General features: G+C 49.5%; 30 protein-coding genes. 14 read left to right on the top strand and 16 right to left on the bottom strand.

The features are described from left to right. The first annotated feature begins 6 nt into the window (after positions 1-6). Positions 7-345: a hypothetical protein gene (locus tag J7392_RS01595; RefSeq protein WP_209215838.1), complete on the top strand. Its 339-nt coding sequence runs from the start codon at positions 7-9 to the stop codon at positions 343-345. A gap of 28 nt (positions 346-373) precedes the next feature. Here the strand turns inward: J7392_RS01595 and J7392_RS01590 are convergent, their stop codons facing one another. The 5 genes from J7392_RS01590 to J7392_RS01570 all read right to left on the bottom strand — a co-directional run bounded on the left by J7392_RS01590 (position 374) and on the right by J7392_RS01570 (position 1,871). Continuing rightward, positions 374-685 carry a hypothetical protein gene (locus tag J7392_RS01590; protein ID WP_209215837.1) on the bottom strand — a complete coding sequence of 104 codons (312 nt, stop codon included), beginning with the start codon at positions 683-685 and terminating at the stop codon, positions 374-376. Further along, positions 675-908 carry a hypothetical protein gene (locus J7392_RS01585; protein ID WP_209215836.1) on the bottom strand — a complete coding sequence of 78 codons (234 nt, stop codon included), beginning with the start codon at positions 906-908 and terminating at the stop codon, positions 675-677. The genes J7392_RS01590 and J7392_RS01585 overlap by 11 nt, the downstream gene beginning before the upstream one ends. A 9-nt stretch (positions 909-917) precedes the next feature. Next, complete coding sequence (locus J7392_RS01580) at positions 918-1,124, bottom strand: hypothetical protein (RefSeq protein ID WP_209215835.1); 207 nt, start codon at positions 1,122-1,124, stop codon at positions 918-920. A gap of 127 nt (positions 1,125-1,251) precedes the next feature. Continuing rightward, positions 1,252-1,470 carry a hypothetical protein gene (locus J7392_RS01575; protein WP_209215834.1) on the bottom strand — a complete coding sequence of 73 codons (219 nt, stop codon included), beginning with the start codon at positions 1,468-1,470 and terminating at the stop codon, positions 1,252-1,254. A gap of 11 nt (positions 1,471-1,481) precedes the next feature. Then, on the bottom strand, positions 1,482-1,871 hold the full coding sequence (locus J7392_RS01570; protein ID WP_209215833.1) for a hypothetical protein: 390 nt from the start codon (positions 1,869-1,871) through the stop codon (positions 1,482-1,484). A 353-nt stretch (positions 1,872-2,224) separates the two neighbouring features. Here J7392_RS01570 and J7392_RS01565 point away from each other — a divergent pair, with 353 nt between their 5' ends. Then, complete coding sequence (locus J7392_RS01565) at positions 2,225-2,500, top strand: hypothetical protein (protein WP_209215832.1); 276 nt, start codon at positions 2,225-2,227, stop codon at positions 2,498-2,500. A 59-nt stretch (positions 2,501-2,559) separates the two neighbouring features. Next, complete coding sequence (locus J7392_RS01560; protein ID WP_209215831.1) at positions 2,560-3,027, top strand: hypothetical protein; 468 nt, start codon at positions 2,560-2,562, stop codon at positions 3,025-3,027. An 85-nt stretch (positions 3,028-3,112) separates the two neighbouring features. Here the strand turns inward: J7392_RS01560 and J7392_RS01555 are convergent, their stop codons facing one another. The 3 genes from J7392_RS01555 to J7392_RS01545 form a co-directional block, all read right to left on the bottom strand. After that, positions 3,113-3,334 (bottom strand): hypothetical protein, encoded by a 222-nt coding sequence (locus J7392_RS01555; protein ID WP_209215830.1) that lies wholly within the window; start codon positions 3,332-3,334, stop codon positions 3,113-3,115. Positions 3,335-3,468: 134 nt separating this feature from the next. Next, entirely contained in the window at positions 3,469-3,702 is a 234-nt protein-coding gene (locus tag J7392_RS01550; protein WP_209215829.1) for a hypothetical protein, read from the bottom strand. A gap of 174 nt (positions 3,703-3,876) precedes the next feature. Beyond that, the gene (locus J7392_RS01545) at positions 3,877-4,986 is read right to left on the bottom strand and encodes a hypothetical protein (RefSeq protein ID WP_209215828.1); all 1,110 of its coding nucleotides are present in this window, start codon (positions 4,984-4,986) and stop codon (positions 3,877-3,879) included. A gap of 448 nt (positions 4,987-5,434) precedes the next feature. Here J7392_RS01545 and J7392_RS01540 point away from each other — a divergent pair, with 448 nt between their 5' ends. From J7392_RS01540 to J7392_RS01520, 4 genes are all read left to right on the top strand, one after another. Then, positions 5,435-6,118 carry a hypothetical protein gene (locus J7392_RS01540; protein WP_209215827.1) on the top strand — a complete coding sequence of 228 codons (684 nt, stop codon included), beginning with the start codon at positions 5,435-5,437 and terminating at the stop codon, positions 6,116-6,118. Beyond that, positions 6,090-6,557 (top strand): hypothetical protein, encoded by a 468-nt coding sequence (locus J7392_RS01535; protein ID WP_209215826.1) that lies wholly within the window; start codon positions 6,090-6,092, stop codon positions 6,555-6,557. The genes J7392_RS01540 and J7392_RS01535 overlap by 29 nt, the downstream gene beginning before the upstream one ends. Before the next feature lie 59 nt (positions 6,558-6,616). Then, a complete protein-coding gene (locus J7392_RS01530; RefSeq protein ID WP_209215825.1) occupies positions 6,617-7,171 on the top strand; it encodes a hypothetical protein in 555 nt (184 codons plus the stop codon). A 755-nt stretch (positions 7,172-7,926) separates the two neighbouring features. Then, positions 7,927-8,343, top strand: coding sequence for a hypothetical protein (locus J7392_RS01520; RefSeq protein WP_209215823.1), 417 nt, complete (start codon positions 7,927-7,929; stop codon positions 8,341-8,343). A 165-nt stretch (positions 8,344-8,508) separates the two neighbouring features. Here the strand turns inward: J7392_RS01520 and J7392_RS01515 are convergent, their stop codons facing one another. Next, a complete protein-coding gene (locus J7392_RS01515) occupies positions 8,509-8,838 on the bottom strand; it encodes a helix-turn-helix transcriptional regulator (protein ID WP_209215822.1) in 330 nt (109 codons plus the stop codon). Between the two features lie 257 nt (positions 8,839-9,095). Here J7392_RS01515 and J7392_RS01510 point away from each other — a divergent pair, with 257 nt between their 5' ends. The 3 genes from J7392_RS01510 (at position 9,096) to J7392_RS01495 (ending at position 11,300) form a co-directional block, all read left to right on the top strand. Beyond that, the gene (locus tag J7392_RS01510) at positions 9,096-9,767 is read left to right on the top strand and encodes a hypothetical protein (protein ID WP_209215821.1); all 672 of its coding nucleotides are present in this window, start codon (positions 9,096-9,098) and stop codon (positions 9,765-9,767) included. A 63-nt stretch (positions 9,768-9,830) separates the two neighbouring features. Further along, a complete protein-coding gene (locus tag J7392_RS01505; RefSeq protein ID WP_209215820.1) occupies positions 9,831-10,241 on the top strand; it encodes a hypothetical protein in 411 nt (136 codons plus the stop codon). 351 nt (positions 10,242-10,592) lie between these two features. Further along, positions 10,593-11,300, top strand: a complete 708-nt coding sequence (locus J7392_RS01495; protein ID WP_209215818.1) for a hypothetical protein — start codon at positions 10,593-10,595, stop codon at positions 11,298-11,300. Between the two features lie 49 nt (positions 11,301-11,349). On the opposite strand, the gene J7392_RS01490 is transcribed toward J7392_RS01495, so the two are convergent. Next, complete coding sequence (locus J7392_RS01490) at positions 11,350-12,708, bottom strand: S41 family peptidase (RefSeq protein ID WP_209215817.1); 1,359 nt, start codon at positions 12,706-12,708, stop codon at positions 11,350-11,352. A gap of 246 nt (positions 12,709-12,954) precedes the next feature. On the opposite strand from J7392_RS01490, the gene J7392_RS01485 reads away from it, so the two are divergent. Continuing rightward, positions 12,955-13,797: a hypothetical protein gene (locus J7392_RS01485; RefSeq protein ID WP_209215816.1), complete on the top strand. Its 843-nt coding sequence runs from the start codon at positions 12,955-12,957 to the stop codon at positions 13,795-13,797. A gap of 26 nt (positions 13,798-13,823) precedes the next feature. Then, positions 13,824-14,294 (top strand): hypothetical protein, encoded by a 471-nt coding sequence (locus tag J7392_RS01480; protein WP_209215815.1) that lies wholly within the window; start codon positions 13,824-13,826, stop codon positions 14,292-14,294. A 74-nt stretch (positions 14,295-14,368) separates the two neighbouring features. Here J7392_RS01480 and J7392_RS01475 read toward each other — a convergent pair whose 3' ends face one another. Next, complete coding sequence (locus tag J7392_RS01475; RefSeq protein ID WP_209215814.1) at positions 14,369-15,172, bottom strand: hypothetical protein; 804 nt, start codon at positions 15,170-15,172, stop codon at positions 14,369-14,371. A gap of 261 nt (positions 15,173-15,433) precedes the next feature. On the opposite strand from J7392_RS01475, the gene J7392_RS01470 reads away from it, so the two are divergent. Further along, positions 15,434-15,892 (top strand): hypothetical protein, encoded by a 459-nt coding sequence (locus J7392_RS01470; protein WP_209215813.1) that lies wholly within the window; start codon positions 15,434-15,436, stop codon positions 15,890-15,892. 105 nt (positions 15,893-15,997) lie between these two features. Here J7392_RS01470 and J7392_RS01465 read toward each other — a convergent pair whose 3' ends face one another. The 4 genes from J7392_RS01465 to J7392_RS01450 form a co-directional block, all read right to left on the bottom strand. Beyond that, entirely contained in the window at positions 15,998-16,618 is a 621-nt protein-coding gene (locus tag J7392_RS01465) for a hypothetical protein (protein WP_209215812.1), read from the bottom strand. A 141-nt stretch (positions 16,619-16,759) separates the two neighbouring features. Next, a complete protein-coding gene (locus J7392_RS01460; protein WP_209215811.1) occupies positions 16,760-17,155 on the bottom strand; it encodes a hypothetical protein in 396 nt (131 codons plus the stop codon). Positions 17,156-17,165: 10 nt separating this feature from the next. After that, positions 17,166-17,354 carry a hypothetical protein gene (locus tag J7392_RS01455; RefSeq protein ID WP_209215810.1) on the bottom strand — a complete coding sequence of 63 codons (189 nt, stop codon included), beginning with the start codon at positions 17,352-17,354 and terminating at the stop codon, positions 17,166-17,168. A gap of 1 nt (position 17,355) precedes the next feature. Beyond that, on the bottom strand, positions 17,356-17,643 hold the full coding sequence (locus J7392_RS01450; RefSeq protein ID WP_209215809.1) for a hypothetical protein: 288 nt from the start codon (positions 17,641-17,643) through the stop codon (positions 17,356-17,358). Positions 17,644-17,778: 135 nt separating this feature from the next. On the opposite strand from J7392_RS01450, the gene J7392_RS01445 reads away from it, so the two are divergent. Beyond that, entirely contained in the window at positions 17,779-18,399 is a 621-nt protein-coding gene (locus J7392_RS01445; protein WP_209215808.1) for a hypothetical protein, read from the top strand. Positions 18,400-18,467: 68 nt separating this feature from the next. Here J7392_RS01445 and J7392_RS01440 read toward each other — a convergent pair whose 3' ends face one another. After that, complete coding sequence (locus J7392_RS01440) at positions 18,468-19,073, bottom strand: hypothetical protein (RefSeq protein ID WP_209215807.1); 606 nt, start codon at positions 19,071-19,073, stop codon at positions 18,468-18,470. Positions 19,074-19,108 lie beyond the last annotated feature (35 nt).

Here is a 19,108-nt window from a genome sequence, read left to right as displayed (position 1 = left end):
GTCAGCATGAAGGTATATTTTCCAGCCGCCATTCTTGATCGAGAAGATCTCCATCCTCGTGACGCAGAGACCTGTCGTAGCGTGTTTGTTTCCCGTTATCCCAAACGTGCGATCACTGAAGATGAAGTGAACGACCACGATCAGGTCATTGAGATCGATGTTCCTGACATCCGGTTATCAGCCATCAATGATCTGGCGCCCAATAAATATGATCAGATGGAGCCCATACTGCGTCAGCGGGCTGTTCGCAGTCATATTGCAACGATGACAGATGACGAGATCTACGAGGTCTTGGACGAGGCAGGGATAGAATATGAGATACCAGCAATGGCGCCGGGGTTCTGACAGGGGCTAGGGGGTCTTCAGCTCTCGATTATTGGGAGCTTAGCATTTTGCAGGGCATCCACTTTGTCTTTAGGGCGGTCCAGCTACCCCGATCAAGCTTGATCTCACCAATACCATCACCGTTTTCATCAATGACGTCAGCCCAGAACCGCGTGTTCTTGTCGATGCTGCCTCCAACATGGCCAGAAATGCTGGCTCGATTGAGGGTGGCCATCACCGCTGGACGGCCGTTCTGAAAGGTCACTGTCTCCGAGATTTTAAGGTCGTCTTCTCCCACGATTTTGCACAGCATGAGACCGGCAGCTTCAATCGGAATATCGCTCTCAAATTTAAGCGTCATTATGCTCTCCCTCAGGATCTTCGGGATGGGCTACGTCATCGTATGGAGTGGCCGTCCATGTGTAGTGAATGTAGAGGGAGACTTTGAACGGTTTATTGCAGGAGCCGCATGTCCATTCATCCATGTCGTCGGAGTAAAGGGCGCCATCACTGTTGTCGGCGTCATCTACATGTCCACAATACGGGCACTCCGCTCCGTCAGTGCTGTAGGTTTCTTCGGTCATGTCAGGAGCCTATGGCTTAGGATCGTTAGCTAAGATGGCATTTTCGGCTTCAAGGACCTTGCGCTCATCCTTCACGATGTCTTTCAAGCTGGTCAAGGCGTCAGATAGGCTTTCGATCAAATCCCGCTCTACTGGCAAGTCAGCCTCGACGATCCCAAGAGTTTCCCCAATGAGGCGTTTAGCTTTCTCGATACGATCAATAAATTCATGTGACATATTACTTCCTTACTTTTCGTCTTCGTAATCGGCGTTTTCCGTTTGGAACTCTTAGGCCCATTGGATCAGGTCATCTGCGGTTGCCGAGAAGCCATCGATCAAGTCTGAAATTCTCGCCCCAAACATCTTAATTGGCCGTGAGTTTGTTTTCGGCCTCGAGAGCTTCGCGTTCCTCTTGGATGACGCTGTTGGCCCGGACCAGCGCATCAGACAGGACGCGGGCCAGCGCGTCGGACAGCTTATAACGCATGTCGACTACATCACCGTCTGGCACGACAAGATCGTGAGCTTCGCAAATGAGACGCTTGGCTTCCTCCATGCGCTCAAGGTATGTTTTCTCAGGCATTATTAATCCTTTCAGTGATCCTCTTTCAATTTGCGGGCAGCTTCCTTGAGGCGCGTAATATTATCGTGTCCCAGGTACTTACGTGCGTTGCTTGCGATGCTGAACTGGTCGTTGTCCGCCACAACGTTGTGGTGCTCACTAATTTTATGGGCGAGAGACAGTTTCTCTAGGAAGTAATCAAAGCATCCTTGTAGGCCGTCTTTTTCGGCCAACGCCTGCATTGCATCCCGATGGTCACCCTTCAGTACAAAGAACACGGTGTTCTTCAGGACCAGTGCTGTTGTCTCACAACCATAAGCACTCATACTACTGCCATCGTGGCTCAAGTGGTAATCCTTGAAGTCAGCAACGCTGTTGATGGTTCGCTCGTTCGTGGTTGGAATGGTCTGATGCTTGAACATGTGAAGTGTCTTCTCGATAAAATATGAAGTATAGGCCGCCCTAAGTTTCGCCATGGACTACACTTTATCTTAATTTGTATCGACGGCTAATACAAATGCATCTGGAGATGTGAACAAAACAGAAGCAGCCAACGCTCGCTCCAGAATGAACGCAGGTTGCCATGCATAGATACCGAACAGTAGTTGCTTCGTCAATATTAAATAGACGAAATAATGGATTAATCGAGACATCAAAGATTTGACGACATCTACTTCAGGGTCTATACGTTTGGGAAACGTTGAAGGCGATCTTGCTCCAGATTGGCTTCGAGATCGTTCAAGTTGAGCAGGATTGAACTAAGGATATCAAAAATATGAAGATCGAAATCAGAACCAATAGAGACACCTCAGAGTGTGATACTTGTGGCACCGACTTTGCCGAAGGTGGTAGCGTATTAATCGACGGCAAGGAAATCATCAATAAACCGGCAGTTGCCTATTGCATGGGTGGTAGGAATTACAGCCCTGCTGACCTTCTGGTGATGGCTTTGGATAAGCTTGGTCACACAGTTCTGGTCGATGAGGACAGATACCACATCACGTGTGATGATAAGGACTACCACCGCCTCAAAGACGATGAAGATGCCTGATCGAGCATGGTGGGTTTCATCAAGCTAAGCATTTAATAGAAGTCATTAAGGAGAAAAATATGGCTACTAATTATACGCAGTTTTGCGTCTCTCTTCCCGAAGGAAAAGAGATTTCAGATGCAGCAAACAACATTGTTTGTGATGTAGAAAACTATTTTGATGGTGAGGATCACTCTCTATCGGAGGAGCTGTTAGGTGCGCTAGAGAACAGCGCGATCCAAGATGAGCTTGGTTTCCAGGTTGATTTTGAAGGCCCAGATGGATCACAGGTTGTCGTCTTTTCTGACGAAAATGCGAGCATTGAGGTTGCAGCGACGATGATCTCAGACATCCTCGAGGCAGCAAATTCTGATGAAGTGATCATTTTGGATTATGCCCTGACATCGAGCCGCTTCCAGATCGGCGCCTATGGTGGCGGATCGGTTGCCATCAGCCGCAAAGACATTCAGTATTTCGATCCCACATCTATGGCGCAGAAAGCGGCCGAAGAGATGAAAGCTAACCTGGCTGGTGCCCCGGCGCCTTAAAGGCCGCCAACGTAAAGTTAAAAATATGAAGGCCCCGGAGTGGATTTTCCGGGGCCTTTTTCTGTCTAGGTCTGTCTAGGTGGGATCAGTGAATTTGATGGTAAGTCCGGCCGATAGCACGCTCGCTGATGTTCGTGCGGTGATCAGTGGTTTCGCTCTTCATGTTGTAGCCCGAAGCATCGTGGCTATCGCAATAGAACGTGTCTGGCTTGTCGTATTTGATGTTGTACGCACGGAACCTTTGCCCGACTGTATGGTGGTCGGGGTGGGTTTCAGGGGTGATGTCGGGAGGTAAGTTTTTGGTCATCTCTACTTACTCTACATTGATTTCGTATTCGTTCCCGCAGCGACGGCATCGGCACTGGGCTACAGAGCGTCGTTCCGGGGTCCAATGGCACCAACCATAATGGGGCTGATGGAAAAGGCGACACCAAAGGGACTTCATACCGACACCACAAATTGTGTGAGACCAGTGCGGTCGGTGCGCAGCATCAGCTTTCGATCAGCCCACTTTCTGACGACCCATTGTCCGCGTACCTTACGTGGTCGCCTCCATCCAGAACCGATGAACTGAGAAGCCTTCATTTCGTAAAAGAACGATACCAAGATTTCTGCGGGTTTGTCGTCCCAGGTTTTGGGAATGTCATCGTCTGTGACGGAGCGTGTGGGGATCATTCTTGCCTCGTAGGGTAAATGAAATGCTGCAAAGCACTTAATATGAATACCTATTCTTGTATTAGTCTATATTGGCGGCGTCTATTCGTCAAGTATTAGTGCTTTCTCAAGTATAGAGGGGAAGGTGACGCTATAGGGATAGGTAAGGGGCTTTCACCCCTTACCTGGTTTCTTTTACGGAGCTGGATTGCTAGCTTTTTTGGCGTCCAGCATCTCCTGAAGCTCGTCTTCCATAAGAGTATAGGAGCCATCATAAACATGGTCGTTTACGATCTGTGCGCCTTCGTAGTCGATCCGCATCGCAAGATCGTCGCCATATAGCTTCATCCATTCGTCCACGACCTTCTTTCTGAACGCGTCACTAGTAATATCGAGCTCTCGCATCAGATCTTCGTCCATTTCGGCTTCCTGAATATGGATGAAAGCATCATCGGCTGCATCACGAACGCGATCCTCAGCGGTCATGCTTTCATGAGCAGGGGTGGCTTTGTGAACGACGAACTCGACTTCGAAGGGGCCATCCCAATCTCTGACCCATTCGGGAGCATGACGGGACAGGCGGAGATGATCACTATCGTACGAGTTCTCTTGGATGTCTTCGACGCTCGACAGGTTCGTGAGCTGTAGAGCTTCCTCCACAGTCATCTTCCATTCAGCGTCTTCGGAAACCCCAACACCACGGATGTCATCACCCTTCCGGCCGAAAAACTCCTGGGGAATAAAATCGCACTGCAAGTAGTCGACCTCACCATTTTCGATGGCCTTCTGTTCTGCTTCGATGCGGCCATCCTCGGGTGCCTCAGGGCCCTGCTGAGGAGGAGACAACTCAAAGTTTTCCTGCATCACCCGGATGGCGTAATCGCTGACTTCTCTCATCTCTTCGATGATATCATCAACGTATTCTTGATCATAGTCGACTTCTGGGTAGTCATTCTTGAGACCCTTCAGCCAATTTCTAGCATCCCGATCAGCCGCTTCTTGGGTGGCATGGGCCGACATCGAAAATTTGCCATCAAGGTCAAAGCCATTGAGGTAGACTTTAAACGAGGAGGGCTGGGCTGGTGCGCTGGGTGCAGCGATGCTTGCTAGATCAACGCCAGGGGCGATCACTGAGCCTTTGCTAAGGGCTGTGCCCCAGTTACCGTCTACGCCAAGCAACTTGGCTGCGTCAGTCAGACTGGTCTGGTTGCTCTCCTTGCCATTCTTGGCGTTCTTGAGCGTTTTATTGATGATTGCCTTCAATTGGTCGGCAGTCATCACAATAAGGGTGTCATTAGTCGTCATAGCGGTCTTCCTTCTTTTACTAGGCAAGCATAAAACTGGGCTCTTCATTTCCGCCCACCTGTGAAAAAAGGAGTTCGGTATGATGTATGTGCTGGAGATCCAGCAAGAAGGTAGAAATCCGACAGTCCAATGAGCCCGGCAAAGTCGAATTAGTGAACAATCAAAAGATCCGAAGGTGCCACGCTCTAAGAGCTGCATTCCGTTCACATCTAATGATGTATCGAATTTGGGGGCAGGGGTCAATAGATAAGATAAAGGCAAGTGTAACTTTATTCAGTAGTCAGTCTATCCTTTGCGTATTGATAGGCTTCTTTTGCTAGTGTATAAGGATAGCAAGTACATTCCGGGTTACTAACGTATGGTTACTATCGTTCCCCGGGTTATATTAAATTTTGAAATGTGGAAGCCCTGAAGGGTTCGTTACCTATAAAAGAAAAGGTATGAAATTATGGTTGGATTTAAAGATTTCGAGGAGCTGGACGGACATAGCCGAAGCACGCTCCCTGATGTGGATGAGAACGGTCTCGCGGAAGAGCTGGAGATGAGCCAAAGTCTCAGTAGTATTGTTGGTGATGTTTTCAAAATTATGACCGACGCAAGCAAGGCCGTGAATGATGCGGGAACCTACGGTGAAGCTATCGTTGGTCTGGATGTAGATAACGGGTCGGTGGATCTTGAGAAGGGGGCCTTTATCGCGGGCAAAAATCTCATCAACCGCCAACCCCTATCTGTTCAGGAAGAGATCGACCGTCTTTGCGAGCGTCAAGATATCCGTGTTGAGCCAGGTGATGATATTCATGTCGTCTACTATGAGGGTAAGGAGCCATCGTATGATCTTGGCTTCTACTACAACGGAGAAGATGAAGGATGCTTCCAGCTTCGCGTTGAGGGTATCCCCGTCGTAGAAGGCACGCTGGGTATTACGACAATGGAACCCCGCTGGTGTAAATATCCGGATGATTTCGAGAAGATCCTCTCAACGACAGGACGAGCTATCGTGAAGGACCTAAAACCAGTCCATGAAGGCAAGCTGAAGGTGGATCAAGACATCCTCAATGGTCAGAAAGAGAAGGTCATGTCGGCCCTGGAGGCTCTGGAAAGCGATGAGCCAGCCACAGCTCTCAGTCGCTAATATGCCTCAATCCATCTATCACGGATCAGGAAGATTCTTCGAGGAGTTTACTCTCGCTTCCGCTGGTCAGAAAGGCCGGTCAAGTAATGGTGGTCTCGGCATCTGGGTCACACCTGACATTGATATCGCATCGACATTCACCGAGGATGAAGGCTTCATTTATGAGCTTCTGATCGCTGATAAACCGGTGAAAAAAGTTCCCCTACAGTGGCTCATGAAGACGCACGATGAGGCGAGAGACATCGAGGACAATCAGGGTTTAGAGGCGGCTATCAGATTTTATGATCGCATTCGTGTAGCGTTGATTGATAAGGGATTTGGGCAGCTCTGGATTGTCGAGAGTGATGGTTCCGCATCCACACGCGTTGTCCTAGATCCTGACGATATTGAAGTTTTGTCGGTGTCTAGAATGCCAAAGCCACTGGAGTTTAAGCAGTAATTCATATTTTCCTGACAAGTACACCCGTACTGATCAGTGCGTTGGTGGAAGGTCCGGATATGGAGAGTATAGGCTTCGCAGCCATCCTGATTGGCGCCATGGCTTATATATGGAAGGGGCCACAGCAAATTATGGTGATCAGCGCCGTTTCGAGTGCAACGTGGGTTTTGTACTTCATGTCGCACTCGCAATGGGGGCCAATGTTCGTCACCTGCACCTTCATCCTGGTGTTGTTGGGAGGGGCTTATGCTCAGGCTAGGACCGCGAAATACATAGCCGCCGCGAGATACATAGCCGCCGCGAGATTTGCAGTCGTCCTTCCATTCCTATTATTCACGATGTCAGGCATCCCTATGGTGCTGGTGATCTGCGGAACCCTATTGAAGACATTTGGATCACTTCTGAGGCGTCATCCCTATTTGTACCGAATTGCCTTCGCATCAGGAGAGCTAAGCTGGATCATGTTCGGCATAGTAGAGGGCTTATACTCCACTATTGCGGGCTCCGCTCTTTCGGTGAGTGCAATAGTGGTATCTGGCGTCTTCTTCTACTGGAGAGAGCGCACTGATAATGCCTTGCCAGATCCCAATAAGTTTTCAGAATCCACATCTTGATCATATTCGATTAATTATTCGATTAATGCACTTTCATTAAGTTCATTCTCCTACATCGAACTAAGGTTCGCACCAAAAATGTGCAGGATCCACAAAACAATCTGATGTATGGAACCTTAATAGATGGAAATATTGGGAATTATGGCGATCATAATAGGGGCGCTGGCTTATATCTGGAAGGGTCCCCGTCAGATTATGGTGATCAGTTCTGCTTCAAGCGCGATGTGGGTGGCATATTTTATATCGATCTCCCAATGGGGACCAATGTTTGTGACCCTTACCTATATTTTCGTTCTCTTGGGAGGTGCATGGGCCAGCGACAAGTCTGTTCGACACCTATGCTTCGGGCAGGCAGTAACCGCCTCAATATTTATCCTTATCTCGATGTCGGGGCTGCCGATGCTCCTAGCGTTCGGTGGTAATCTTCTGAAGTCATTCGTTCCTATGACAAGAAATCGGCCTTACCTCTACAGAGTGGTATTCTCGTTGGCGGAAGTCCTATGGCTTTCTTTCGGTCTCGTAGTCGGGGCGCACTCCACTGTTGCAGGAGCTACTATCGCGATGAGTGTAAGTGTTGGGTCAGGTATCTTCTTCTACTGGAGAGAAAGGGCCCGATCAGTTTCAAGTGATGGGGCCGACACTTAGGTTGGTGGAGTATCTACACGTCACCTATGCTCAACGCAAAGCTAATGTTGACAAGTGTTGTAGTGTTCATTACTAATCATGTATATATTTCGACATCAGGAGATTAGCGAATGTATACTCTGTGCCAGCGTTTGACCCAGGATCCGAATATCGGCTTCAATTACGACTACATGGGATCGGCCGAGTATGAGTTCGGCGCCAATTGGCGGGCGCGTGTATATCTCGCGAAGGCTGAGGAGACAGTTTTGGTTTCCGGTCGGGTCAAAGAGGGTAAGCGCAGCGTCTCCTGTGTCTTCATTATGAAAAATGGCGATGAGCAGAAAGCAATCCCGGTCATGCGGGCGCTCGCTGATGGCACAAATATCAATAAGGGCGCAATGATGTACGATAAGCCCCCCGCAGGTTGGTTGATCCTCGATCCGGTTCCCATGCTCTGCTATCTGGACGGCAGCGACGGGAAAGAGCGGGCAGAAAAGTTCATGGCTAACACCCTTGAGCAGATGGCCGAGGTCGAGTCCTATGGCTGAGGTAACGACAAAGAAAAAGCAGCCGCCCAAACACTGCAAGGCATGCGGATGCTCTTACTGCGCCAGCTGCTTTGCTGAATGCCCTGATTGCGCACCCAAGAAGTCTTGGTGCGACTGAATTTAGATGTCGGTGCCAATCCATTGGTTCGGCACTGATCAAGGACCTTAATCGGCCGCATCAGCGATCCTCAGAACGCGCTCCAGTTCTTTCGCACTCATTCTTTGTAGTCGATCCCAGTTCGCGATATTCGTTCGTGTGATGGAGTCTTCTTGATGGATGATGGAGATCGGCACGCGGAGTGTCTCGCAGACAGCAAGCATATTCGGGTAGGTGAGAGCGCTCCTGCCCGAGCAAAACTGAGAGACAGCGTTTCGACCCAAGCCAGACTTCTCTGCTACGTCAGATAGCGACATGTCCCGCAGAGTGCAGGCCATCTTGATATTGAAGCGTGCGGTCTCCAGCGCCAGGTTCGTCCGTTCTTTGGTAGCTTCCACAATATGTTCCTTAGTAGGCGTCGATATCCTTCGAACGTACACTGCACGGTAAATTGTGCAACCATGTTGTGTATTGTCCATTTTGGCAGTCGTTTGCATGATGCTGGGTGTGAAAGCAGCATGCTTGTGAGTGCGTCCCAACAAGAACTTTTAGAGAAACCGATGTTTCATTGGTGTAATCCGAACATTAATGAATGTTGACAAAAGAATAGTCAAAGCATACTGTTTTTATACAAAGAATATATTTCGGAGTATTTATGACCCCTTTTCAGAAGAGCCAGTTGAAAGCCAAGTATCACAACCCTGCCGCAAAGGTAGATGGTCGTGCATTGCGTGTTCTGGAAAGCCGGGGTCTGATCAAAGATGATCGGGTCACTATCTCAGGGGATCATGCGCTTGGTCACTTCCGTCATTGCCCTCAAACCGAAGTTCCCAGCGAAGAGTTGATCTCAAAGTACATGGGGCAGGCGGTTCTCATTGAGGATTACTTCGTCGGTGACGAGGAGATTGGCGATATCTATTCGTGGTCGACTGTCAGTGCTGTCGAGGAATACAAGCTGGATGCGGGTAAGGTGCTGGAGGCATACCGCCGCTTTGCGCTTGTCATGAACGCTGATATTAAGCGTATCTGGACAGCTGGCTACGATTGGGACACCGATACTGGGGTGCTGCCTTCAGGCGTTCGTTCTCTAACGCTGAGATCCGCTAGAGATATCGCTGAGCGCAAAACGGATATTTTTGGCTACTATACGTCTCCAATCTTTTTCAATCTCGCGAAAGCTTTGATGGAGGATGCCGAGTCAGGGAAGCTGATCAATTACGGATCCCACAAATATAGCTTGAACGACAACGAAGATGAGTTGGTCCCGTTTCTGGCAGATGAAGACGCTAAGGTGGTTCGGGTTTTCCGCTGCGATTTTGATCAGTAATTTTTGTCTTGAAGCGCTTTTCTAGCTAAGGCTATATAATGATTGAGTTTTGAGGAGGTTTTTATGAGCGTTGCGTCGAGAACTAAGGATTACTTCAAAGACTTGGTTGGTTTCCTCCTTCCACCTGCTTCATTGGTAATTCCTGTAGGGGCAGCTATGGCATATATGGAGGGAATGATTGGTTTCATTCCAATGGCGGCTTCACTGGTCCTGATGATTGCAATGCTGCGGGTGATGGCAGTGCGTCACGATTACATCGTACCGGATCGAAACACTCTGCTCTCTCCTTTCGTATTCTTGGTAACCATCGCACATTACATCCTGTTGATGATGGTGGGCGTGGTTGGTGCTTGTTATCTGATCATTATTTTGATCGGTGCAGGGCAGGGAGAAATTTCTATCCCTGACACTGCGATGATTGCCGTATTCTTCTTCGCTAATGCGGCCTACGTGTTTTCGTTTTATGAAGATTGACAGTGCACTTCTTAGGTTACTAGCGAAAGTAAACGGAATCTGGTCATGTTAGAGGTGCAGTCTTGTATATGGTCACGCGTGCAATATGCGCCGTGTAGCTCGATTGCAAACCTAGATGTGATTGCCGCCTCTGTGGTCTGGAGGTCTGAAGGAGACTGCAAAAGTCGCAGGACTGCACCGGCCGTATCGCTCACTTCCACTCTGTCCACATCAGGACACTTCGCGGCCAAAAACTTAGAGCACTGCAAGAAGCCTTGAGGATCGGATACTAAGGGAATACAGGGCTTCATAAAAATGCGGGGTGAAGATTTCTTACGTCGGGTTACTTAATCTCTAAGCGGAGGTCTTACAATGTCGACAAATCAAACTGAAACTGGATACATCAAATTCACTAAAAATGGCGCCCGCCAGGTGATGAAGAAGATCAAGAATGTGCAGGCGAACTGGCAGGACTTGCGTTACAGTTTTGCGCTTGAGTTATATGAGCAACTCAAGGACTTACCAAAGTCCAAGCAGAGCTCAAACGGTGCCAGAGAGCTTGTAAGCTTTCAAGCTCGTAGAGGATGGGAGCCATCCCGCATGACATTACGCAAGAACTCCCCTTGCTCGAATAGAATGTACCTGACAAGCGAAGATCTCTGGTCATTGTCCAGGGAAATTTTCAGAGGTAAGGGCGGTGCTCTGTGTAAGCCACGCAAGAGCGCGTTTCCAAAACCAAAGTCCACCGATAAGGATCTCAGCTTCTATTTCTATGGTTGCTCACTCGAGATGGGGGAGGACAACCTCCTGAAATGGCACGTCGCTGAGAATAATCACGCGGCTGACAGTGCGTGTCAGCATCCGGTCAGCAAGATAATCATGAGCGAATACTTGGGCCGAGAGTATCAGTGGAAGCGGGGCGAGGGCGGAACAGTGCAGACATATAGTGAGGATCACGAAGACGGCGAGCTTTATCATTTTGCAGAGACCGGATTCGGCAAGGATGCACCCAAGCCGAGAGCTGGCTCGAATGCAGAGTATGGGTTTCCTAGTTGGGGTGCCGGGTACGGCCGCATGTGAATATCTCAGGCCGCAGATGGCCATTTCATAAAATTGACCGCCACATGCACTAGGGGAGCGTTTTGGCAAGCATATCTTGTCGGGCTTTCTCTATAACCTCATCCCAGTTTTCGACCTTGCCATCCTCTGATGTCGGCAGGACGTCAGGTTTGACGCCCACTCCGTCGATTAATGTGCCTTTTGGACCAGTAAACCGCGCAGTTGTTAGCCTAAATACGGGACCGCCAGGGTAGGTGAATTGCTTTTGGCTGGATCCCTTTCCGTAGCTGACTTCACCAACTACAGGCCCCATTTCGTAGTCCTTCACCATGGCTGAGAACTGCTCGGCAGCAGATGCGGAATTTCGATTGATGATCACGCCTACCTGTTTGATATCAGGGTAGGCTTCAGGCTCACTGGTGGTTGTTTCACTATCTAAAGGGAAGTGAATTGCTCGACCTGTCCTGTGGGCGATCACGGTTCTCTCGGGTAAAAAAAGAGATGCCAGCTCGGCCGTCTCCGAAGACCATCCGCCGGGATTGCCGCGCATGTCGAACAGAACGCCTCGTATCGGAGCTTTAACTCGTTCTGCATCAATAATTTGGCGAACTTGAGCCGTCATTCCTGGGCTAAATTTGGTGACTAAGATTTGTAGGATGCCATCGAAGTTCCCTACTCGATGTGCCCAATCTATACGTGACTTTTCGATTGCAACCAAGAGGTTAACGAGGGCTCCATCGCGCTCGACGGTTACATCGATCTCATCAACCTCATTCAGGGTTCTAATATAATAAGTTATGACCGATTGAGGGCGTATAATCTTATTGGTTAGCGTGAGGTCTCCCAGAGCGATAATGGTATCGCCCACCTCTAACCCCGCTCTGTCTGCTGGGCCTCCGAGTTTTACACTGGTTACCGTAATGCGAGGGGATTTAGCCACACTGAAGCCTAGGTTGCCTTCCTTGGTACCTTCTTTATCTCGTCGCTCCACCTCTTCATGCGTCGTACTTAAGACCCGAGAGTTCCGGTCAAGCGCCTGCAATGCGCCATGTATAACCTTTCTGCGCGCGGCTTCATCAAGTTCGACATCCATCACAGCGCCAATAGCGATACCTGTCATGACGAGATCGTAGTTGAGACGCCACCCTTTTGGACCACCTGTAAGAAAGAACGCAAACAGCATTAGGCTGTAGAAGGCTGTTTTTGCAATCCACTTGCGGCGGCGCCTTTCAGATGGAGACCGCGCTTCCTCTTTAGCCTGCGCTCTCTTCTGCCTTGCTTGCCATCTCTGGCGGAGCCCTTGCACGAAGCCCGTGATATGTGTCCATCCGGTAGATGTCGGTGTGTCAGGTGTGCCCGTCAAAATAAAGCCTGTAATGCTGGTAACGAAAATGTCGATTGCTCGTGCCAAATTCATTACCAGAGGCATGTTTAGTCATGGTTAAGGGTATCACTCATATCAGCTGCATACGCAGCGCCTGATGCTGATTACTCACGACTGAGAGAGGGTCGTCATCAAGCAGACCGAGGTGAATGCTTTAAAAGCACTTGGTCAACACGCTGCGGTGGCGTACTCGAGCATCAGCAGCAAGAAACTAATGCTAGAGCCTTCGCACACTGCTCGATGACAAGCACCAGTGTACCAGTATTAGATTAAAGCTGGGTTCCTGTTGCCATGATAAAGGAAGCAATACCCCATATTGTTGCTTGCTCTAAACCTCACATGTTCTCACTAACGGTTGGAGTGGAGATCATCATGCCAGGTTTTGGTAACAAGTATTTTGTGGTGAAGGACCACTTTCGCATTTTGAAGAATGTCGGAAGCAGCCCATCGAACACCTATATTGGTCGATCCCGGGCATGCACCCCAGTTTTGCTATCGACTACCGCTCAGCCTGGTGACGAGATCCATGACCTGGTTGGAGGACTTCATCATGTCTGTGCGGACACCGGGGAAACTCATCATATTCAGATGGTGCCTTCTAAGGGTCTGTTCGAGAAGTCTTACGGCGCGAACCCGGAAGCCGGTCGTATAGTGGAACTCCAGCGCGGGATGTTCCTTGAGGAGATCGAGGGGCCGACGCTAAAGTATAACTATGCGCAAGCTCGAGAGTTTTCCGACAAGACCCACCCAGAGTTAACCGGTGGCATCCGAATGGTCGACAGAGATCCACTGGAAGATGTCTCTGATGAGATTATTGATGCCTTACAGGAGCAGGGGGTTTCAATCATTCCTGAGAGCATATCCTTTGCAAGTGAGACTGCTTACAGCTCTGCGAGGGCATGCTTCGCGCTGGGCGGGGCAGGGGACGATTGGTCTAAGTCGGAAGATCTATGGATCCTCACTGTATGTAATAATGCGCGAGCCATCCTTCGGGCGCCTGATCGCCTTCACACACCAGAGAATTATGCCGCCGATATCAACTTCAAGGCTGGCCCTATAAGCGATTTGGTGTCGCCTATGGTGGATCTTGTCAATGAGCTTGCACCGGGTGCTAGTATGCCGGGCCTGCGCTAAAAAATATGAAAAAGGAGACTATAAAAATGGATAAAGATTGGGGCGCAGTAATCGCCGAAGAGATCGTTAACGAGTTTGCTTCGTACAAGAGTGCGGCCAACGATCCTGTTACGGACAGCGATTGGTATATCGATGGCCAGGCGATCTCGAGGCGAGCAACGTTCACGATGCAAACCGGGGAACTTGGAGATATCGAATACGATATGGTTTGCATGCAAGATGGCAGCGTTTTCATGAAGACCAATCAGTCACATGAGGTACGTGGTCTAGAGCTTAACAATGAGTCCCTGAATTCGGGTGCTTTGTTCGATGGCATCAAGTGCTACATCGACGAGAACGTTGAGTTTTCTGGTGAGGGAGAGATAACCTTCAACGGCATAGAGTTCACGAAAGTCATTGCTCAGATGGAGACGGTAAAAAAGCCAGACGGCAGCTTCGATACTGCCTTAGGTTCGGTGACACCTGTAGAAGAGACGCCCAGCGCACCGGCTCCTTAAATCAGGGATCTGACACTAATTCTTGAATGGCGGCCGAAGAATATCTCGGTCCGCCATTCATATTTCTGGAGCTATCAGGACCCAGATGTCAGGTCTCTCTCAAACTCAATGACATCATCATAGATTGTGTCGGGGCCAAATCCCTTTGGGCGCTCAAGCACCACTTCTCTCAGGATCCTGGATTGCATCCCCGGGGAAGCGTGCAGGTTCGGTGTCGCCAGATAGAGAGAGTTTTCCCGTTGCACCCAAGTATCAGCGACGACGTGGCCAGAGCGTAGAGCCTGTTGGTCGTCGAAGATCACCATGCGGGCTTCCGTTTCAACATCCTTGGTTGGCCACAGCACGACCCGAAGGTGGGTCTCACCATGCCCGGCATCAGAGATCATGCAATATGCAGGGATGGCCTGAATGACAGTATAGATGCCAACCGTACGGGTAGCAGGATCCAGATCCCAGGGCTGGTGACCGGGATGGACGTGAAAGTGACCTGCTTCAATCATTCGGTTCAAGCCAGCCACAGCAATACGGCGCCAAGCCATAATCTCAATCGAGCGAGCGTCTCTTACATGCGGGGTATCGCGTCCAAGTGGCATGACACCCTCGATGTTTTGGCTCTCCAGCAGATAATAAAAATCGTCATCGATATCTTTCACCTCGAGGTCAGTAAGCTCTTCGAGGCGCTGGGCGAGATCGGGCATATACAGGATCCGATAACGAGGCGGATCCTGATAGTCAGCGACCAAGGATGCGTGCTTACTGTAGCCTAGACCGGCCGCCAGGGATTCCGTCAGATGTGCTGACTTGAACTCAGGTGCCCAGTTCTGAAGTTCTCTTTTGACGAGTTTGATGGTCTTCGGGCAAATTCTTACTGCTGTCATATCGTGTTCCTGAGACGCGGTGCTGCCGATTACCCCACGTCGATTGCACGACATGTACGGTAGGTCTTCCATCAAATGCCCGCTTGGGCCCAGCAGCAGGCCAGGAGAGGCTCCCCAAGCTCTCTTATAGCGTGAGCTTGAGGGCAGGTGCAAGTGTCACCTTCCGGCAGTCCGTTGGCCTTCAGTGCGATCTAATGTTGACAATTCATGCTAATCGAGTTAAGCATGCAGACATCAAATACGATAATCATTGGAGTATCCATGTACTATACTTTGTGCCAGCGTTTGAAGGAAGACGAGAACATCGGCTTCAACTATGAGTACATGGGGGCGGCAGAGTATGAGTTTGGCGCCACGCTTCAGGCACGTCGTGGTCTCTACGATGCAACCGAACTCGCGCGCCTCAGTGGCAGCATCAAGTACGGCCTCAAACGATACAACTGCGTGTTTATCTTCAATATTGCAGAAGTCGACATGGCCCGTCGCGTAATCAATGCTATGAGCAAGGAGCAGTATCGCAACAAGAACGCGATGGCCTTGGGCAAGCAGCCGAAGGGGTGGCTGATGCTCGATCCCATGCCGATGCTTATCTATACAGAGGGTGACGCAGGGTATGAGCGCGCTAAGAAGTTCATCGCGCATGCGAAAGAGATGTTTGATGAGCGGGAAGCGAAGAAGATCGACTGGGGCCCCAATCCGAAAGGCGTTGTCGAGGCCTAAGTCTTCTTACAATTTGGCTTTTTAAGGCATCCCGATTATCGGGATGCCTTAATTTTCGTTCCATTGGGGCTTATGTGAATCCTATGGGACTGCGCGAATATCAAATCAGAGGTCAAAGAAAACTGGGTTGTTGACCTTGATCTTCTTGGATTTGGTCTCTTTAATAATTGATCTTCTAGCCGCGCTCCTGTTCCGTATGATCAATGGAAAGGATTCTCGAAATGCGCTGATACCATCTCGCCGTAAAGTATCCCAAAGTCTTACGCCACCAAGAAGTGTAAATACCACGAAGGCCACTACACAGAATAGAAGCTCAGTTGCATCTATATTTTTGAGAGAAAATGCTAACGACAAAATGAAGGCGGCAAGCAATAATTGGCATAGGCTTACCCGTATTTCTGATGCATTGTAACCTGCTCTGGTGTGTTCTTCCCAGACTTTCAGGGGATCTTCAATTTGGGTATCAGAGAAAGCGATTGGTCCTGTAAATCTGCCATCAGCGTAAAACTGTGCTAGCATCCAATTGTGGCCATTTTTTAAGATGAACGCTTTCCCCGCTGTGATATCAAGGCACTCACCGGGAGCTAGGTACTGCCAGTTCTCGGCGTCTAATGGTTCATCTACCTTTCGGGTGCAGGCGCCTTCAATTAGTGCTGTAGGTCTGATGACGCATGCTTTTTTGATCTGGGTAACAGATCCTTCAATAGCGCGTTCGTTGGTGTCCATCTGTAAGTCTCCAGAGAAAAATGTCTTGCGGAGAACACTACATAGATGTCGTTAAACTGTGACTAAGGATTGCTAAATATGCAGAATACCGAGAACCCTAGCGATGTGGCGCCTTAGAGTTCTCGGTCTTGCTTTTGTGCCTTAAACGGCCTCGTGTGCTGGTAGGTAGGCGAGTGAGATACCTGTGTTCGGAATCTGAAAGTTGGACTCCGTCAAAAATGCCGCGACAATGCGTCGGCCGATGGAGTCGAAGGGCTTTGGTGTGAAGGCGCGTTTAACTTCCAAGCAGGCAGACAGCTTATTATAGTCTACTTTAATTTCTCTAAAGTCAGTGCCCTTACCTAGTCGGAAGGTAGTGATACCACACGCGGTCAAGAAGTCGGAAGACCCCTCATCCAGGCGCTGGTGTTCGATCAGTTCGCCGAGTGCGCGACCAATAATTTTTGCCAGATCAGGGCCATCCGTGGCTTCGACAATGGTGCTCGCCAGCTTCGAGCGGTCAACAGCAAGATGGAATTTGCGAATGTTTCTATCCATGTTTTCTTTCCTATTCTTTATCGCCAACCCAGCTTTTCGGCACGGCCGACACTTTGGCAGCACGAATGTCACCTTCGTCTGCCGAATGGTTGCATTGATCATTGATAAGGCTGCGCACCTCTTTGCGAACCTGAGTGGCGCCCATGTCCTCCGGGGCGCTCACACGGACGAGAACGTAATGGGTTTTCTTCTTCGGCATTTCAGTCCTCCTTCGCCAAAGCATTGACGCCAGCAACGAAGTGGCTCCCGATCTCGAGGTAGTTCGGACCCAATGCGGCATAGACGATCAGGCCCGCCATCGCATCCTCCAGGGTCTTCCAGGCTCGACGGGTGTCTTCACCATCGACATAGCCGTGGTAGTGAACCTCGGTGGTGTCGATCTCACGAGTAATCGTGGATCCTTCAAGTTTGTGAGGATGGAAAGACCGGATCATATACGGCCCGATTTCAACATCTTCGATCACGCGGCCCCAAGAAAACTTCGGCATTAGAAAGCTCCATTCATTAAATTCGTTGATCACAACATGCATTAATCATGGTTTCTTGTCAACATTACAAAGGTTAGATCATATACAATTATGTTTTGACTGGATTTGTTCTTGTGCTGCTCCTATAAGATGACCATGAGCAGTTCAGTTTTCGATATCTCAAAAGTCCGACATCATATTTATGGTCTCTTGGCCGAGCTTCCTGGTGTCCAGAGCATGCCTTGGGCACCTTATACGCCGAAGATGGAGTATCCGGCCTGTCCTAAGGCTCTCTATCGTGCTCTGGATGTGTGCTATGACGAAGAGGCATGTCATCTGATCCATGAGAAGGGGCACCATAGCGACGTAGGGGCTGCCTATCGCTTCAGTGATGCCTTGGCCTGGAATGCTGTTGTCGAGCATGGTGATAAAGCTCACAACTGGGAGAAGATTGCCGTTGCAGAGCTTTGGGATCGCATGATCGTTGCAGTGATCGAACAGCGTGTTAAAGACCTGTCATCTGTTCTTTCGAGCATGTCCCCAGCGCTGTGGAAAAATATGGATGACTTCTGCGATCAGTTTGTTCGTATGCTTCAATCGGACATCAATTGCGGCATGCTTTATCAGGGTGGCGGCTTCGGCTTGCGGTTTGATCATGATGGGAAGGGTACCTGGCCGGTCATCACTGACTGGAAGCTGGAGTTCAGGCAGGAGAACAATCCATTCGCGCCGAGCCGCCTTCTGGCAGAAGATATCGCTGGGCCCCTATTTGCGTAAAATGACTTCCGGCGGCCATGGTCGGCCGCCGGAACAATGCTATTTAGCGTTAGAAACCTATTAAAATATCAGTATTCGTTACCAACAACGGGAAGGGGTTTGCTGGGCGGACTGAAGCTCTCGCGGCTGTAGGAGAACTTGTCTTTAATGATGGACAGAACCTTGCTGTTTTGGTCTAGCAAAACAGGTATGATAGGTCGTACCGACGCGTACGAAATCAGCAAAAGGATTGCTGAGGTGATGAATACAAACGCAGTATTAGAATACGAACTGACTGGCGGAGGAAGGCACGTAAACGCGAAAAGGAAGATCGGTGCGAAAGCGGCCAAGAAGCTCGATACTGCTAATCTGTCTTGAAACTCACCATTTTCTTTCTTTTTCTCGCGTAGAGCTTTAACGGGTGTTTCGATTGATGTTTCAGAGAATACGAGGGGGCCAAACATGCGACCCTTATCGAAGAACTGAGACAGAAACCATTTTTCTTTTGTCTTGATATAGTAAGCGGATCCCGCTGGGACAGCCATAGAGCTACCTGGTGCAAGATATTTCCAGCTCTCGGCGGTACTGGGTTCCTCAACTTTTCTTGATATAGCGTCTTCTACCACCCCCACTGGTTCGACGACGTCGTTTTTGTCGAGATTCAAGATGGTGGGTGGCTTGGTAGTATTCGTCATGAAGATTGCTTCCTAATAAAATGTCTCCCTCTCTA

This window comes from Sulfitobacter sp. R18_1 (genome assembly GCF_017743915.1).
Lineage (GTDB): Bacteria > Pseudomonadota > Alphaproteobacteria > Rhodobacterales > Rhodobacteraceae > Sulfitobacter > Sulfitobacter faviae.
The sequence above is the reverse complement of the archived record's forward strand: the minus strand, read 5'-3'. Positions and strand labels throughout refer to the sequence as shown.